The sequence below is a fragment of the Natronospirillum sp. genome (assembly GCF_022565775.1).
Classification (GTDB): Bacteria; Pseudomonadota; Gammaproteobacteria; order Pseudomonadales; family Natronospirillaceae; genus Natronospirillum.
Window position 1 is genome coordinate 81,111 of sequence record NZ_JAIUMC010000003.1, and the last position, 15,685, is coordinate 96,795.

Consider the following 15,685-nt stretch of genomic DNA (forward strand, 5'->3'; position numbering starts at 1 on the left):
GTCAGCGCTGTTGAGGCTCGTGGTCTGTGCCGTCCTCTGCGTTGTCGTCTTCATTGTCTGAAACGTCGAGCTCTTCACCGTCTTCATCGGGGAAGGGCTCGGTTTCAGCGTCTTCAACCGGCTCCGGGTAGTCAGCATCCGGGGCTTCAAAACGGAATTGCGCCACCAGAGTTTCCTGTTCGCGTGTCAGTTCCGCCAGCGTTTGGAAGGCTTCCGAGTTGCGCGAGGCATTGCTGACCACTTCATCAGCCATGTCCGCAATCAGGATGGTGTTGGCCGATACGTCTCCGGCGACCTTTTTCTGCTCGGCAGCGGCCGTGGCAATCTGACTGGTCATGTCGTTTATGCGACTCAGTGCCGCGAGAATGGCCTCGATGGACTGGCGCGTATCTTCCGACTTGCTGACCACCGACTGCGATTGCTGGCGGCTTGCCTCGGTGATCTTGACCGCCTCCTGGGAGCGGCTTTGCAGGGCGTCGATCATGCCATAGATTTCTTCGGTAGATTTCTGGGTCTTGCTGGCGAGATCCCGCACCTCATCAGCCACCACAGCGAAGCCGCGACCCTGTTCCCCGGCACGGGCCGCCTCGATCGCAGCATTCAGCGCCAGCAGATTGGTCTGCTCGGCGATGCCCTTGATAACACTGAGAATACTGCCGATATTGTCGGATTCCCGGTTGAGTTCATTGATGACCTTACTGGCCCGTTCAAGGTCGCTTTCCAGTGCCTTGATCGCCTCAATACTGGACGCCATGTTGTTTTGCCCGCCGATCGCTTCCTCATGGACCTTGCCCACTTCCTCCAGTGTATGGTCTGCACTGGCGGCCACTTCGGTCGCGGCTGACTCCATTTCGGTGACGGCGGTGGCGACCGTGTCGGTCTGATCTTTCTGTGCTCGAAGTCGTTCCCGGTTGCTTTCGGTAGTCGCGGTCACCTGCTCGGTGACTCCGGATACACGGGAAGACGTATCGGCAATGTTATGCAGTATTTCTCCCAGCCGTCGGGTGAGGTGGTTGATGCCGTCAGCAATGGCCGAAAACTCATCCCGGCCCTGGAGGTGGATAACCTGGGTCAGGTCGCCTTCAGATACATTATCCAGCGCCCTGACGATCCGGTTCAGCGGCCTGCGAATACTGCGGATCAGCCCCATGACAATCAGAATGGCCAAGCCCAGTGACACCACATAGACGGCGATGATGGTCATGGACGCTGTCTGGCTGCGTGTCTGCATTTCAGCCTGCAGCCGATCAGACTGACTGGCCACCGAGTCGGTCATGATCTGCAGGCCCTCGACACCGTCGTTGATGTCATTGGCGATGCGGTTGAGCAGTTCCCGGCTTCGATTTTCCAGGCGCAGCAGGTTCAACTGCAACGCGAGCGTGCCATCAGAGGCATTGACGGCACGCTCCAGGACACCCACGTAGGGTGACAGTCGCTGGTGAATGATCTGGTTGTTCTCCTGCAGCCGCTCGATACGTTCCTGACTGTTGGCGACATCGCGCTGCAAGCGTTCGGTCATTCGTTCCACTTCTGCCACATCATCTTCGAGGGCCAGTCGTGACATATCGGTGCGAATCCTGTCGAGGCGCTCGCGGACGTAATTCGTGTCACCACCAATCAGGCTGGCCATCGGGTCCTGCTGCTGCCCAAGCACCTCGATAACTCGATCCACAATCTGCATGTCATTGGGGAACTGCAGCCAACGGGAGGCCTCTCCCTGAACCTCCTCCTGATACATGCTGCGCGCCTCGAGTATGTCGCGATGCACACTCAGGTGCTCGGCGCCGTCAGCGATCATTTCCTGCACAAAGCGGTCAGCATCCTGCAGCGTTGCGAGCAGTTCAGGCATATCCGAAAGCTGACTTTCGACCTCTGCCAGCAGGGCCTGATAGCGCTGCACCTCAAGTTCGAACTCCGATTCGTAAGAATCCAGAGTGTCGGAGCTGGTCTCTGCCGCATGCTGGGAGATGGCTTTGTTGGTATTCTGGGCGCTGATCAGCAGGCTGTAGCCGGATTGCAGCAGGGGCAGCACCTCATCGGCCATCTCGGCCATGCTGCGTTCAGTCGCCTGCTGGGTTTGCAGAGCGGCGCCCGCAATCACGGTCATCAGGGACAGAATCAACAGGAAGCCAAGCCCTGTGCGTTGAACAACAGTCATCTTCATCACTGGACTACCTTGCGGCCAATTAGCGTTATTGCGCTACAGGTTCGCCGTCCGGCGAGCACAGCCAGGTTGCCCTGCCAGAGGCACTGAACTGAATGACCATCCCTGGATTTCGAGTGGTCGCAACCACTCTGTCATGTAACGCTGTTATTTTTTTGTTATCGGGTATCGATGATACAACTTTAATACAGGAGTCACCGGGCAGCCAGTTGAGATCCGCTCACCATTGATCCCGTCGTTCACGCAATTTTCGGAACACCTGCTGCTCTGGCGCATCATCGGGCAACTCAAGGGCCTTGATCAGATTCGCATCATCAGTGCGCAGAAACAGATTCAGCTCCGCTTCCTGGGCCAGTGTGGTGACGGGTCGGGTGGACTCGTCTGTCGTGGTGCAGGCTTCTGCCCAGGCTTGAGTCGTCGCGGTTTCCCCGATGATGGATTCGGTAAAGCGTACATTGGTTGGCATGTAGTCATGACCGTTGTACAGGTGCGTATCGCCCGGCAGTTGGCGCAATGCCTGGATGCTGCAGAACAGGGTGTCGGTATCACCGCTGCGGGTATTGCCGACACCGGCATTGAACAGGGTGTCGCCAGCGATCAGGGCGGGAATCCGTGGCAGGAAAAAGCACAGGTGATCAAAGGTATGTCCCGGCGTGGCGAGCACTTCGACGGGGCAGCCGTTGAATGCCAGTTTTTCGCCACCGGTGAGCGGATCGGTCAGGTTAACCCTGCTGGCCGTATCGGGATGCCCCCGCACAGGTCCGGCAAAGTGCTTCGGCACCCCCGCAACATGGTCGCCGTGGCCATGCGTCAACCAGATTTCGGTCAGGGTAACCCCCAGACGTTCTGCTTCGGCAAGGGCCAGGTCCCAGTTGAACGGGTCAATGGATGCGGCCTTATCACCCGCCACCACCAGGTGATTGTAGTTCTGCAAACTGTCCGGTACGAAATAGCGATGGACATGATGTTTCATTCGGCTGCCCCTTGTGGTGTTTTGATTTGCCCCGATAATAGCTTAACTTCTCAGGACGGTCTTTTTCAGGAGTATTCATGCTTGCTGTTATTTCTCCGGCCAAAACGCTGGACTACGAGACAACACCCCCTGCTGTAAAACTTTCAGAGCCGCTGTTCCCGGAGGCTGCGGCTGAACTGGTCGACACCATGCGCCGCTACAGCCCCTCCGATCTGCAGGCCCTGATGGGTATTTCGGAGAAACTGGCTGTGCAGAATGCCGAACGTTTCAGCCACTGGCAATGGCCGTTTCCGGAAGGTGAGGCACGGGCTGCGCTGTTCGCTTTCAAGGGCGATGTCTACGCTGGCCTCGACGCCTACAATCTGGACCGGGAGTCCATAGCCTACCTGGAAGACCATTTGCGTATCCTGTCCGGCTTGTATGGTGTATTGCGGCCAACCGACGAAATGCTGCCTTACAGGCTTGAAATGGGCAAAAAGGTGACAACCGGAAAGGGCGATGATCTCTATCAGTTCTGGGGTGCCCGCTTGGCAGAGCACGTGCAGCAGGCTGCTGCAGGGCACCGGGACAGCACAGTCGTCAACCTCGCTTCAGAAGAATATTTCCGCAGTCTCAAGCCACATCTGAAAGACGTGTCCGTGGTCACACCGGTGTTCAAGGACTGGAAAAACGGGCGCTACAAGATAATCAGCTTTTTCGCCAAGAAGGCACGTGGCATGATGGTGCGGTATATGGCTGAACACAAAATTGAATCGGTGGAAAATTTGAAACGGTTCGATTTCGGTGGCTACACTTACGACGAATCATCCTCAACAGCGGATGAATGGGTCTTCCTGCGCAAGCAGGAAGCATGATTTGATTATCGGGAGAACGATAAATGTTCCTGCAACGCATACTGCCTTCGCTGGCCACCCTGGTCCTACTGGCGGCTTGTGCCATTTCGCCCCAGCAAGTGGCCATTGATCCGGCGTCAGATGAAACATTTCCCTCGGCTGACCGCAGCGGTATTGTCGTCAACCTGAGCGTTACGGATACCCGCTCGGAATCTGCTTTCGGAACTCTGGGCGGCACCTACGATGAGTCGGCAACCCTGACCGCCAGCAATGATATTGCGGCAGATCTCCGCGCACTGTTGCGCGGTAAACTCGAGGATGCGGGCTATACGGTATCCGAGTCAGGTGCCGACTTCACCATGGCGGTTCAGTTGTCAGAGCTGCGCTACGCGCGCGAATCCGGAACCATGAGCTCTGAAGTGCAAGTAGTTGCCGAACTGGCTTTGCGCATTTCGGATTCCCGCGGCAATCTGGAGCGCAGTTATCGCTCGGCCAGCAACCAGACCCGTGTGACCCGGCCATCTGCAGAAGACAACAAGATGTTCCTCGAAGAGGCCCTCAACAGCAGTGTGGATCGTCTGATTCGTGACAATCGGGTGCACACCTTCCTGCGTCGCTAGCAAGTCTTCCGCTCCTGGCGAAATAAAAAACCCGCTCGAGCTCGGCTCGGCGGGTTTTTTATTGCCCGGTTTTTCAATAATCAGCGAAGCGCATTCTTCTCGAAATAGTCGGCCATGAAATCTATGAAAGCGCGGCTTTTGGCGGACAGATAACGATTCTCCGGATAGACGATGTGGATGGTCCGCTTGGGAAAGACCACATCCGGCAGTACATGGATCAGGGTGCCGTTGTCGAGTTCCTTCTGGACCATGTAGATGGGCAGGGCAGCAACGCCCATATCATGCAGACAGGCTTCACACATGGTATCCAGATCATTCACGGTAAAGCGGCGTTCCTTGTCCTGCAGGTTGGCCTCCTTGATGAAACGCTTGATCCAGCGTGGTTCGGCATAGTCGATGCCCGAGACCATCAGCATGTGATGATGGTTCAGCTCCTCGAGTGTTGCCGGCTGACCATGTCGCTCGATGTAGCGCCGGGTAGCCACCATGATCACATTCTGCTTGGCTACCGGGCGGGCGACCAGTCTGCTGTCCTGCAGCGAGCCCAGATGAATGGACAGGTCGATGCCTTCACGAACGAGGTCAAGGCTCTTGTCGGCCAGTATCAGATCAAAATTCACCTCAGGATATTCGTGCAAGAATTCACTGAATATCTTCATCAGCATTGCACGCCCGAAGGTCGGAGTGGCCGTTATCTTCAGCGTTCCCTTGGGGCTGGTATCCAGATCCTTGACCATGTGCTCGGCTTCTTCCAGATCTTCCAGAATCCGATTGCATCGATTGAAAAAGAGCTGGCCAGCTTCTGTCGGGCTGACACTGCGGGTCGTACGATTGAGCAGGCGAACACCCAGTCGGTCTTCAAGCAGGCTGATCTGCTTGCTAACCGCGGAAGGGGTCAGCCCCAGGGAATGAGCCGCATTGGTGAAATTATTGGCTTTGACAACGGTCGTAAAAATGACCAGTGAATCCAATCGGGCCATAGCACTCTCTGTCTGCTGATGAATAGTGTCCGCACCTGCCGGCAGCAGGCACACGGGTTGTCACAATATTTTAAGCGGCATGTTAGCAGTTGTGTCCGGTTATCTACATACAGTTATGAATTTATTTCCCGCTATCCGGCAAACAGTTTGTAACAAAAACACTGTGCGAAAACCGGAAACAACATTAAAGAATCTGCTGCGACCGCCGTTAACCCGCATGAGGAGAACATTAGCGGAGCGCAATGACATGATGGGTATCAATTCAATGAATCCGGGGGCAAGTGTCCCCGGACTCGGTCCCAAGGGCAGCGGGCTGCCCGAGGTAGCAAAGGGTTCACCGGAACCCGGTAAAGGTCGGGAAGCGGCGCCTGGTCAGAACCGGGCTGAAGGCAAAGGCAGTGCAGACCGGGTTTCGCTCGGCAGCAGTGTACAGTCGAAGTACGATTCCCCGGAGCAGGTGCTGAAAAACTTTGACCCACAGGCTGTGGTCGATAATGTCAGCAGTGTGCTCGAGCGCGCCATGCAGCGGGCGGCATCTCAGGGTGCCAGTGAGGCCGAGCTGCAGTCCATGATGGAGGCTGCGCAGAAGGGTATCGATAAAGGGTTCAGTGACGCACAGGACATCATCAAGGGCCTGGGTCTGATGTCGGATGAACTGGGTACCGTCATCGGTGAGGCCCGTGAGGGCATTCGCACCCGACTTGATGACTTCTCCCAGGGGCTGGCTGATCTGGTCAGCAATCAGGCGGCGTCCAATGTGCAAAGCAGTCGCATAGCGGCCAGTCAGACTCAACAGAACAGTTTTTCCTTCTCCGTAACCACTGCGGAAGGGGATGTAGTAACCATCAACGCGGCGCGGCGGGACTCGCAGGCGCTGGAACTGGTCAAGAACCAGAATGAAAACGGACAGCAATTGGCAGCCCAGTGGCTTGATGAACAGGGTGAGCAGTTCACTTTCACGGTGGATGGCGACCTGAACGATGAAGAAACGGCTGCGATTGAAGCCCTGTTGAAGGACGTGGGCAAGGTGGCCGACAAATTCTACAGCGGCAATTATGAAGCGGCCTTCGATAAAGCAGAGCGACTTGATGTCGACGGAAGTACGCTGGTATCGATGAGTCTCAACATGACGCAGAAGACAGTGGCTGTTGCAGAATACAGTGCCATGGCATCAGGTGACCAGGGCAGAGGTGCGGCAGACTGGATCATGCCGATCAAACAATACGCTCAGGCTCTGGGCGATCTGCAGCGCAACCAATCCGATCTGCTTGATCCTTCCGCATTGCTGGACACGTTGAGCGCACATCCAAAACAGAAATCCAGCATGCTGGAGTTTGCGCAATCCATGCTGGAACGCCTGAATGGCTGACCCGCACCGGGTAGCGCGCTATACTTGCAGGGTAGTCTAGCCCTGCAGGTACGCGCCCTTGTCGGTTCGGATAGATGTTAACGCTGTTACCGAGGCTTTGCCGCTTCAACTGCAGCTGATGGAAACGTCACACTGTCATCTCTGCGAGACGGCGGTAGAGTTGCTTTTGCCCTATGTCGAGGCTGGCATTTGCCAGGTGGAGCTCGTCGATATAGCAGAAGAAGATCGTTTGCTGGCGAACTACGCGGAACGCATTCCGGTTTTGCGACATGAGCAGAGCGCTACCGAACTCGGCTGGCCTTTCGATGCAGAGACGCTGGATCACTGGCTGCAACAGCGGGTCGAGAGCCTGGCATGAGCATTTTTCCACTCTGGAGTAAATTGTGCGCAGAATAATCAACATGTTTGCTATGAGTCTGGCAGGCCTGGCCCTGGTCGGCTGTGCGACATCGACTGCTGAGTATCGCAATCAGGCTGTTGCCAGTGCCCTGTCCACAGAAGCCGAATTGCGCGCCTGGGTGGCGGCCTGCACCGAAGTCAGTGGTGAAGCGGCGGCAGCGGCACGCAATGCAGACAGAGTCTGGTGGGAACGTAATGAGCAACTGTTGCGTGCGGCTGATTACGGCTTCACCCGTGAACTGCAGAGTTTCGGTGACGAACGTCGTGAAGAATCGCTTGCACTGTTCACCATGCGCGCCGGAGACGCCCTGGATCGGCAGCAGAAGGAGGCCGTAGCAGAGCGCCTGGAGGGACGCAATGCCGAGCGCACCTGTGTGCGACACCTGGCCGATTTCGAAGCCGGAGACCGCGATCTCAGCCAGGATCGCGACCATTACAGCGCCCTGGTAGCTCTGGCCAATGAAGGCGGGCTGGATCTCGAGCCCGCAGAGCGCAGTCGCCAGCCGCAATTGCCGTCCGACAACTACGGACGGTCCTATTTCCAGGCAGAAGAGGCACTGGGCAGACAGGGGTGTCAGCAACCTGAAATACAGCTGCTGAAAGCGGACTGGCCCAGGGAGATTTATGAGGCCCAATGTTCCGATCGGCGTTATCAACTGGTCAGCTGTGAGTGGAACCGCTGCGACATATTTTAGCCATTAGCACATCGGGAGTCACCCTATGTCCAATCTCATGAGCAGTGTCGACAGCCGCACCAACCTGGTTGGACAGAATCGTCTCGAACTCCTGCTGTTCAATCTGCGCGGTCAGCAGGCCTACGCCATCAATGTGTTCAAGGTGCGTGAAGTACTGGCATTGCCCAAGGTGACCGTGTTGCCTCACCAGCATCCCAACATTCATGGTGTGGTCCATTTGCGTGGCATGTCGATTCCGGTGTATGACCTGTCGCGATCCATTGGCATGCGTCCATTGGACATCACCGAAGAGTCGACCATCATCGTGACTGAATACAACAGCAGTGTTCAGGCCTTTGTGGTGGGCAGTGTTGACCGCATCGTGAACATGAACTGGGAAGACATAAAGCCGCCACCCAGCGGCTCCGGCAGGCATCACTTTCTGACTGCCATCACACACAATGAAGGTCGAATTGTAGAAATCATCGATGTGGAAAAGGTACTGTCCGAGGTGCAGCCCGCTCCGACCGAGATTCCTTCCGGCATTCTGGCTGATGAGGTAGTGGCGCAGGCAGCCGGGCGTGAAGTTCTGATGGTGGATGACTCCCTGACGGCGCTGTCGCAGGCGCGAACCACTCTGGAGAGTATCGGGATCGTGGTGCACCAGGCGACTGACGGGGCCAAGGGTCTCGAGAAGCTCAAGTCCTGGAGTCTGGCGGGCGAGAAGGTATCGGAAAAGCTGCTGATGTTGATCACCGACGCCGAGATGCCGGTGATGGATGGCTATATGCTGACCACTGAAATCAGGCGGGATCCAGCCTTGCAGGACCTCTTCATTGTGCTGCACACGTCCTTGAGCGGCAGCTTCAATGAGGCCATGGTCAAAAAGGTGGGTTGTGATGCCTTTTTGTCCAAATTCCGGCCGGAAGATCTGGCCAACCTGGTGCAGGAGCGCATTCGCGCAGTCACCGATTTATGATACTCTGACGCCAGTTGAAAGCCGGAGGAATCAACGGTGGGAGAGTTGCTGGTGACGGGGTTGTGGACCTACCCGGTCAAAGGGATGGCAGGCAACCCGGTTGCATCATTACGACTTGATGAGTGTGGGCCTACGGATGATCGACGCTGGATGGTGGTTGATGCCGAGGGTCATTTTCTGTCGCAGCGCAACGTGCCGCGGCTGGGCGCCTTTCGCTCAGGCCTGCTTGGACAGCAACTGCGACTGACTGCACCTGATGGCGAACAACTTGATATCAACGCGGCCGATTGCATCGAGGACACAGACGTCACCCTGTGGAAGGATGTGGTCAATGTTCTGGTGGCTCCCCGTCACGCCAACAACTGGCTATCACACTACCTCGACCAACCGGTGCGCCTGGTGCGTTATCGCAAGGAAAGACCGCGTGCGGTTGACCCGCGTTATGTCGAAGCCAATGTCGGTTTCGCCGATGGATTTCCCTTGCTGATCTGTCACGAGGAGTCATTGCAGGCGCTCAACAATGGTGCTCCGGTTCCCCTCGAAATGTCGCGCTTTCGACCCAATGTTGTGGTCAGTGGCGGTGATCCCTGGGCGGAAGGTGACTGGCAGTATCTGGTCAGCGCACAGCATCGGCTGCGCCTGGTCAAACCCTGTGTGCGCTGCAAGGTCATAACACTTCGGCCTGGAACCGCTGACAGTACGCCTGCCGTACTCAAGCATCTGGTCTCCACCAATGCGGTCAATGGCAATCCGGTATTCGGCATCAATGCGATTGCCGAACTGACCGAGTCACCTCTGGTGCTCGGGGAGATCATGCGTCCGGTGTCGCGGTCGTCGCAACGGGTTTCCGAAACCTGAAAGTGCGCACGCGAGCCATCAGATGATCACCGCCCACCAGCAGGCAGGGCGTCAGCACCAGCGTCAGCACCGTCGCAAAGGTAAGGCCACCAACAATGGCCGTTGACAACTGTGCCCACCATTGAGAAGCCGGAGCCCCGACCGTGATTGTGCGGGTGACCAGATTGATATTCAGTTGCAGCGCCATCGGCAGCAGTCCCAGCACAGTCGTTACGGACGTCAGCAGGACTGGGCGCAGACGCTGTGCCGCTGTCTTGATGGCAGCATCAACGGGGTTGTCACCCTGTTTCCGAATCAGATTGTAGGTATCGATCAGGACGATGTTGTTGTTCACCACGATGCCCGCCAGGGCAATGATCGCCACCCCCACCATGACGATGCCGAAGGGCTGTCCGGTCAACAGCAGGCCCAGTAACACACCCGCCGATGAAAACACGATGGCACTCATGATCAGCAGCGCCTGGTAAAGGCTGTTGAACTGAGTGACCAGAATGACAAACATCAGGAAGATGGCCACCATGAACGCCATGGACAGGAACTGTGCGGCTTCATCCTGCTCCTCCTGATCACCCCGGAAGCGGGGGATCACATTGTCCGGAATCTCTCCTGCCGCTCGCAGGTCGGCAAAGCGGCGGCCCATGTCATCCACCAGATCCGCCACCAGATAGTCGGGTGCCGCATTGGCTTCAATACGATAGGTCAGGTTGCCATCGGTACGGCGCAGATCACCTTCCGGGCTCTGGGCACGTCGTTCGATAAAGTTGGACAGCGGGACCTGCTGACCTCCGGCGGTCACGGTGAGGCGGTCTATCATGTCCAGATCGCGACCGCTGAACGGGTAGCGGATGCGGATATCCAGCTCTTCATCGGCATCTGCCGGACGGTAGGTGCCAATGGTCAGCCCGGTCGTCAGCATTTGCATGGCGGCACCGACTGCCGACAGGTCCGCATCGAACCGACTGGCCGCCTGACGATCGATATCAATCCGCCATTCCAGGCCTTCCAGGGGCAGGTTGTTGGACACTTCGACATAGCGGCTGTCGCTCTGCAACAGCCGGGTCAGTTCACGCGTGGTCTCGGTCAGCGCCGCCAGATCATTGGAAACCAGGTCGAGCTGGATATCGACACCTGCGGTCGGACCCATGGCAAAGGCCTGCCGTTCGACGACAATGCCGGGAATATGCCGGGTTTCGCGGACAATCTGGTCCATGACCTGCAATGCAGTTGGGCGATGCTCCCAGGACACCAACTCCAGTTGCAACACCCCGATCGTGTCCGCCGACTGGTTCTGCATTTCAGAGGCAGACGTGCGCGTATTGACAGAGCGCACCTCCGGCATCTGCAGAATATGTTGCTCGACCTGGCGCACCAGCACGTCTCTTTCATTGAGCGACAGGTTACCCCGCGCTCGCACTACGATGCTGCCAAAATCCGAGTCAATCTGCGGGAAAAACTCAACCCCTTTGCCATATTGTGCATAGAAATAGCCCAGCGAGGCGATGATGAAAACAACGCCGGCCAGCACCAGCAGGGGAACGCGCAACAGGTGTTTGAGGGTTCTGATGTACAGGCCGGCAGCGCCGGTCATCCGCTCGACATTGCCCTGGCTTGCAGCAATCAGATTATTGGCCTTGCGCAGCGAAATGGCCGCCGGTTTCCCGATAACCGAACCCAGAGCCGGCATGACGATCAGGGCTACAACCAGAGCACTGCCCAGAGTAAGGATGACCGTTATCGGCATGAAACTCATGAATTCGCCGACAATACCGGGCCAGAACAGCAGGGGGGCAAAGACCGCCAAGGTAGTCAGCGTGGACGAAATAACCGGCCAGGACATGCGAGTGGCCGCTTCACGGAATGCGTTCAGGCGAGGCACGCCTTCGCTCATGCGGCGATCGGCGTATTCCGTCACCACGATGGCGCCATCCACCAGTATCCCGACGCATAGAATCAGTGCGAACAAGACAATGATGTTCAGGGTATGGCCCATGATCGACAGCAACAGAATGCCACAGAGAAAAGACGCTGGAATGGAGATGCCGACCAGAATGGATGTGCGGATACCCAGCGTCCATAGCATGACGATGACCACCAGCAAGGTCGCCAGGCCAACACTGTTGAACAGGTCTGACAGAGTCTGCTCGATCATGACGGACTGATCGGCAGTAAAACTGACCTGCAACCCTTCCGGCCACTCACTCTGCTGTGCTTCTACAATCGCTTTGACATCACGTACCGTCTCTATGATGTTTTCGCCCACCCGTTTGGTGATTTCCAGGGTGACTGCCGGCTGTCCGTTGACGCGGGAATACTGGGTGGCGTCGGCATAGGTGCGCTGCCCGATGGCGATATCCTGGAAGCGGACCACTGCATCCTGCGTCGAGCGGATGGGCAGATTGAGGATATCATCTTCCGTTTCGATCAGGCCGGGCACCTTGACCGAGAATCGGCCCGCACCGGTATCAAGGCTGCCGGCAGTGACCAGTTGGTTGTTGCGCCGCACCTGATCGACCAGTTCATCATTCGACAGGTTGTAGCTGGCCATCATGGCCGGGTCGACAATGATTTCAGCCAACTCTTCACGAATGCCGATGATGGGGGCTTCCAATACGCCAGTCAGGGCTTCCAGTTCTTCCTGCAACCGCTCGGCAACGGTGTACAGTATTCGATCATCAAGCTCGCCGAACAGGTTCACGTTGAGAATCGGGAACAGGGCCAGATTGATCTCATTCACTGAAGGGTCGTCGGCACCGCTCGGCAGATTGGGTTTGGCGCGGTCCACCTTGCGGCGCACGTCTTCCAGCGCCTGGTCAATATCGACACCGGTGCGAAACTCCATGGTGATGGAGGCATGACCTTCGGTTGCTACCGATGTGTATTCCCGCAACCCGTCGAGGCCCCGAATCTCCTGGGTAATCGGGTTGACCAGCATGCGGTCGGCATCCTGTGGCGAAATGCCTTCCAGGCCTATCGAGACATAAATCCAGGGTACGGTAATGTCCGGTTCCGATTCGCGCGGAATCGTATTGAACGCGTAGGCGCCCGCCACCACGACCAGGGCGAACAGCAGGAATACGGTTCTTACCCGATCCAATGCGGCATTGATGATGCTGCCCATGGTCAGTTGACCTCTACCGGTTCAACCTGCTGGCCAACGGTCACAAACCCCTGTCCTACAGTGATCACACGGGCCGATGGGGGCAGCCCGGTCACCCATATGCCGTCCGTGGAGGAACGCACCAGCTCAACGGCAGAAGCAACTACCCGGTCATCTGCGCTGAGGTGCTTGAGCGCGAGCTCACCCTGTTCGTTCAGACTGAGCAGGGCGGGGGAGACAAAATGAGCCCTCACCGGCGCCAGCGGAAAGCGAATTTCTGCGGTCACACCCGCCACCGCCGGGGCTGGCTCGGTGGCCTCTATATCCACGGTAAATGTGCGGGTTTCCGGTCTTGCGCGGCTGCCGATATGGCTGATCCTGCCCATGAAACGGTCACCAGTGACCAGGGTCACTTCGGCATCATTGCCCACGGCCAGGCTGCCGATCCGGTTTTCGGAGACCTGGGCCCGTATCTTTAGGGGTGAATAGTCGAGAATTCGCACCACTTCTCCACCGGTGCTGACGAAGGAGCCCTGTTCAACGAGCCGCTCCTCGATGACACCACCGAAGGGCGCATGGATCCGGGTGCGCTCCAGTTGGCGTTCAAGGCTGCGCCGAGTGGCGGCAGCATCTTCAAACTGCGCCTGCGCGGCGCGCAGGTCGGAGGCCGTTTGCAGACCCCGGTCCACGAGTCGGCGAACCCCGTCGAGTTCCGCTTCGCGCTGACTTTCGAGTGCCCGCGTTGAGATCAGTTGGTCCGGCAGGTCGCCTTCGTCAATGACCACCAGCAGGTCTCCACTGCTGACGAGTTGTCCCTGACTGACTGCGACCTGATCAATGGTACCTGCTACCTGGGCCCGCACCACGACCTCACGGTTGACCCGGGTCTCCCCATTCACGACCAATGTGCGCGCCGTGTCCTCTGCCAGCAGGGTTCGTGTCTGCACCCGTGACAGTTGATCCTCTCCGGGAGCCTGTACAGAGTCGCGCGGTGCCAGATCGGCATCCAGCCCGGAGTACATCCAGATCGTCAGCAACAGCATGATCAATATGGCCGCGCCCTGGCCGAGGAATCGTTTCATGAGATCTGTCCGTTATAAATGAAGGGCATTGTACCTCTGTCACAGACACTGGAGCCCCAGTCGCGGTAGTATATGAGGTTGCAAGTATCTGGAGTTCTGACACTTATCATGCCGACACTTTCTTTACAATCCCTGCATCATGCTTATGGCTCCGAGCCGGTTCTGGATGCAGTCGAATGGCAGTTGAATACGAATGAACGGCTTTGTCTGGTAGGTCGCAATGGGGAAGGCAAAAGCACGCTGCTGCGCCTGCTGGCCGGAGTGGAGACACCGGACCAGGGCACCATAGGCTGGTCGGAAGATGCGCAGATCGGTTATGTGCCGCAATCGCTGCCGCCCAACGAAAGCGGCACCATCCGCAGTTTTGTGCTGGCCGGCGGTGGCCAGGCGGGTACCAAACTCTTGGCTTATGAAGACGAACTGTTGCGTGACCCGCAGTCCGCTGCGGTGGGGCGCCTTCAGCAATGGCTGGATGACAACATGGCCTGGGGTCTGGCGCAGCGTGTCGACACGGTGCTCAACCAGTTCGATCTGCAACCGGGGACACCACTGAACAACCTGTCCGGCGGCTGGCGGCGCAAGGCGCTGGTCGCCCGGGCCCTGATTGCGCAGCCCAATGTGCTGCTGCTCGATGAGCCAACCAACCATCTCGATATCGACAGTATCGAATGGCTGGAGCAGTTTCTGCGTGGCTTCAGAGGCCTGGTGATCTTCGTCAGCCATGACCGGCAGTTTATCGATGCAGTGGCAGAAACGATTGTCGAACTGGACCGCAGCAACCTCTATCGCTACCCGGCACCCTACGAATCATTCCTGATGGCCCGTGAAGAACGGTTGCGTATTGAGGCCGAGCAGCAAGCCCGCTTTGATCGCAGACTGGCCCAGGAAGAAACTTGGATCCGACAGGGGATCAAAGCCAGGCGGACTCGCAACGAGGGCCGGGTCAGACGTCTCGAAGCCTTGCGCGCCCAGCGCGCTGAACGCCGCGAGCTGGGCGGCTCGGCGCGGATGGAGCTGCAGGCGGCAGAGCGCAGCGGCAAACTGGTTTTCGAGTTGCAGAACCTGACGTTTCACTATGGAGAACATTGCATTGTCAGGGACTTCAGTACCGAAGTGCTGCGCGGTGACACTATTGCGCTGCTCGGGCCGAATGGTGTCGGCAAGACCACCCTGGTGCGTCTGCTGCTGGGAGAACTTGAGCCGGATGGCGGCGAGGTGCGGGTGGGTACCCGGCTGCAGTCTGCTTATTTTGATCAGGGTCGGCATCAACTGGACCCGGATCGTTCGGTCATGGACACCCTGTCCGAGGGACGAGAGTTTATCGAGATCAATGGTCAGCGTATCCACGTAGTGAGCTGGCTGGAGCGTTTTCTGTTTACGTCGCAGCAGGCCCGCAGTCCGGTGCGCACACTGAGTGGCGGGGAGGCCAACAGGCTGCTGCTGGCCAAGCTGTTCAGCCAGCCCGCCAACCTGCTGATCATGGACGAGCCCACCAACGATCTGGACCTGGATACGCTGGAGTTGCTGGAAGAATTGATTGTCGATTTTCCCGGAACGGTCATCGTTATCAGTCACGATCGCTACTTCATCGACCACGTGGCAACGCGTGTCTGGGGCATGAGCGGGGGCGGTAAGCTGGTCAACCTGGTGGGTGGCT

Annotated in this window: 13 protein-coding genes; 8 read left to right on the plus strand and 5 right to left on the minus strand. The window is 57.6% G+C overall.

Annotated features, from left to right (window positions below; genetic code table 11):
* Position 1: 1 nt before the first annotated feature.
* Both LAT62_RS01890 and LAT62_RS01895 read right to left on the minus strand, forming a co-directional pair.
* A complete protein-coding gene (locus LAT62_RS01890) occupies positions 2 to 2,158 on the minus strand; it encodes a methyl-accepting chemotaxis protein (RefSeq protein WP_293378080.1) in 2,157 nt (718 codons plus the stop codon).
* A 226-nt stretch (positions 2,159 to 2,384) separates the two neighbouring features.
* Positions 2,385 to 3,137: a hydroxyacylglutathione hydrolase gene (locus tag LAT62_RS01895; RefSeq protein WP_293378082.1), complete on the minus strand. Its 753-nt coding sequence runs from the start codon at positions 3,135 to 3,137 to the stop codon at positions 2,385 to 2,387.
* Between the two features lie 77 nt (positions 3,138 to 3,214).
* On the opposite strand from LAT62_RS01895, the gene yaaA reads away from it, so the two are divergent.
* Together yaaA and LAT62_RS01905 are read left to right on the plus strand one after the other, a co-directional pair.
* Positions 3,215 to 3,991 carry a peroxide stress protein YaaA gene (gene yaaA / locus LAT62_RS01900; protein WP_293378085.1) on the plus strand — a complete coding sequence of 259 codons (777 nt, stop codon included), beginning with the start codon at positions 3,215 to 3,217 and terminating at the stop codon, positions 3,989 to 3,991.
* Positions 3,992 to 4,014: 23 nt separating this feature from the next.
* Positions 4,015 to 4,590 (plus strand): YajG family lipoprotein, encoded by a 576-nt coding sequence (locus LAT62_RS01905; RefSeq protein ID WP_293378088.1) that lies wholly within the window; start codon positions 4,015 to 4,017, stop codon positions 4,588 to 4,590.
* 80 nt (positions 4,591 to 4,670) lie between these two features.
* On the opposite strand, the gene LAT62_RS01910 is transcribed toward LAT62_RS01905, so the two are convergent.
* The gene (locus LAT62_RS01910) at positions 4,671 to 5,570 is read right to left on the minus strand and encodes a LysR family transcriptional regulator (RefSeq protein WP_293378091.1); all 900 of its coding nucleotides are present in this window, start codon (positions 5,568 to 5,570) and stop codon (positions 4,671 to 4,673) included.
* 247 nt (positions 5,571 to 5,817) lie between these two features.
* Here LAT62_RS01910 and LAT62_RS01915 point away from each other — a divergent pair, with 247 nt between their 5' ends.
* Genes LAT62_RS01915 through LAT62_RS01935 form a run of 5 tightly spaced genes read left to right on the plus strand, consistent with a single transcriptional unit; the run spans position 5,818 to position 9,849 of the window.
* Complete coding sequence (locus LAT62_RS01915; RefSeq protein ID WP_293378094.1) at positions 5,818 to 6,939, plus strand: DUF5610 domain-containing protein; 1,122 nt, start codon at positions 5,818 to 5,820, stop codon at positions 6,937 to 6,939.
* A 58-nt stretch (positions 6,940 to 6,997) separates the two neighbouring features.
* Positions 6,998 to 7,297: a glutaredoxin family protein gene (locus LAT62_RS01920; protein WP_293378097.1), complete on the plus strand. Its 300-nt coding sequence runs from the start codon at positions 6,998 to 7,000 to the stop codon at positions 7,295 to 7,297.
* Positions 7,298 to 7,340: 43 nt separating this feature from the next.
* Positions 7,341 to 8,033, plus strand: coding sequence for a hypothetical protein (locus LAT62_RS01925; RefSeq protein ID WP_293378100.1), 693 nt, complete (start codon positions 7,341 to 7,343; stop codon positions 8,031 to 8,033).
* A 25-nt stretch (positions 8,034 to 8,058) separates the two neighbouring features.
* The gene (locus tag LAT62_RS01930; protein ID WP_293378103.1) at positions 8,059 to 8,991 is read left to right on the plus strand and encodes a chemotaxis protein CheV; all 933 of its coding nucleotides are present in this window, start codon (positions 8,059 to 8,061) and stop codon (positions 8,989 to 8,991) included.
* A 36-nt stretch (positions 8,992 to 9,027) separates the two neighbouring features.
* Entirely contained in the window at positions 9,028 to 9,849 is an 822-nt protein-coding gene (locus LAT62_RS01935; RefSeq protein ID WP_293378105.1) for an MOSC N-terminal beta barrel domain-containing protein, read from the plus strand.
* Here the strand turns inward: LAT62_RS01935 and LAT62_RS01940 are convergent.
* Together LAT62_RS01940 and LAT62_RS01945 are read right to left on the minus strand one after the other, a co-directional pair.
* On the minus strand, positions 9,803 to 12,967 hold the full coding sequence (locus tag LAT62_RS01940; protein ID WP_293378108.1) for an efflux RND transporter permease subunit: 3,165 nt from the start codon (positions 12,965 to 12,967) through the stop codon (positions 9,803 to 9,805). The two genes, LAT62_RS01935 and LAT62_RS01940, sit on opposite strands and share 47 nt — an antisense overlap.
* A 2-nt stretch (positions 12,968 to 12,969) precedes the next feature.
* Positions 12,970 to 14,028: an efflux RND transporter periplasmic adaptor subunit gene (locus tag LAT62_RS01945; RefSeq protein WP_293378111.1), complete on the minus strand. Its 1,059-nt coding sequence runs from the start codon at positions 14,026 to 14,028 to the stop codon at positions 12,970 to 12,972.
* Between the two features lie 108 nt (positions 14,029 to 14,136).
* Between LAT62_RS01945 and LAT62_RS01950 the strand changes: the two genes are divergently transcribed.
* The coding region (locus tag LAT62_RS01950; RefSeq protein WP_293378114.1) for an ATP-binding cassette domain-containing protein at positions 14,137 to 15,685 on the plus strand (1,549 nt) is incomplete at its 3' end.

Bases quoted from the DNA above. Each gene is read 5' to 3' on its own strand.
- LAT62_RS01890 (WP_293378080.1), bottom strand. From the start codon at position 2,158: ATGACTGTTGTTCAACGCACAGGGCTTGGCTTCCTGTTGATTCTGTCC.
- LAT62_RS01895 (WP_293378082.1), bottom strand. From the start codon at position 3,137: ATGAAACATCATGTCCATCGCTATTTCGTACCGGACAGTTTGCAGAAC.
- yaaA (WP_293378085.1), top strand. From the start codon at position 3,215: ATGCTTGCTGTTATTTCTCCGGCCAAAACGCTGGACTACGAGACAACA.
- LAT62_RS01905 (WP_293378088.1), top strand. From the start codon at position 4,015: ATGTTCCTGCAACGCATACTGCCTTCGCTGGCCACCCTGGTCCTACTG.
- LAT62_RS01910 (WP_293378091.1), bottom strand. From the start codon at position 5,570: ATGGCCCGATTGGATTCACTGGTCATTTTTACGACCGTTGTCAAAGCC.
- LAT62_RS01915 (WP_293378094.1), top strand. From the start codon at position 5,818: ATGATGGGTATCAATTCAATGAATCCGGGGGCAAGTGTCCCCGGACTC.
- LAT62_RS01925 (WP_293378100.1), top strand. From the start codon at position 7,341: ATGTTTGCTATGAGTCTGGCAGGCCTGGCCCTGGTCGGCTGTGCGACA.
- LAT62_RS01930 (WP_293378103.1), top strand. From the start codon at position 8,059: ATGTCCAATCTCATGAGCAGTGTCGACAGCCGCACCAACCTGGTTGGA.
- LAT62_RS01940 (WP_293378108.1), bottom strand. From the start codon at position 12,967: ATGGGCAGCATCATCAATGCCGCATTGGATCGGGTAAGAACCGTATTC.
- LAT62_RS01945 (WP_293378111.1), bottom strand. From the start codon at position 14,028: ATGAAACGATTCCTCGGCCAGGGCGCGGCCATATTGATCATGCTGTTG.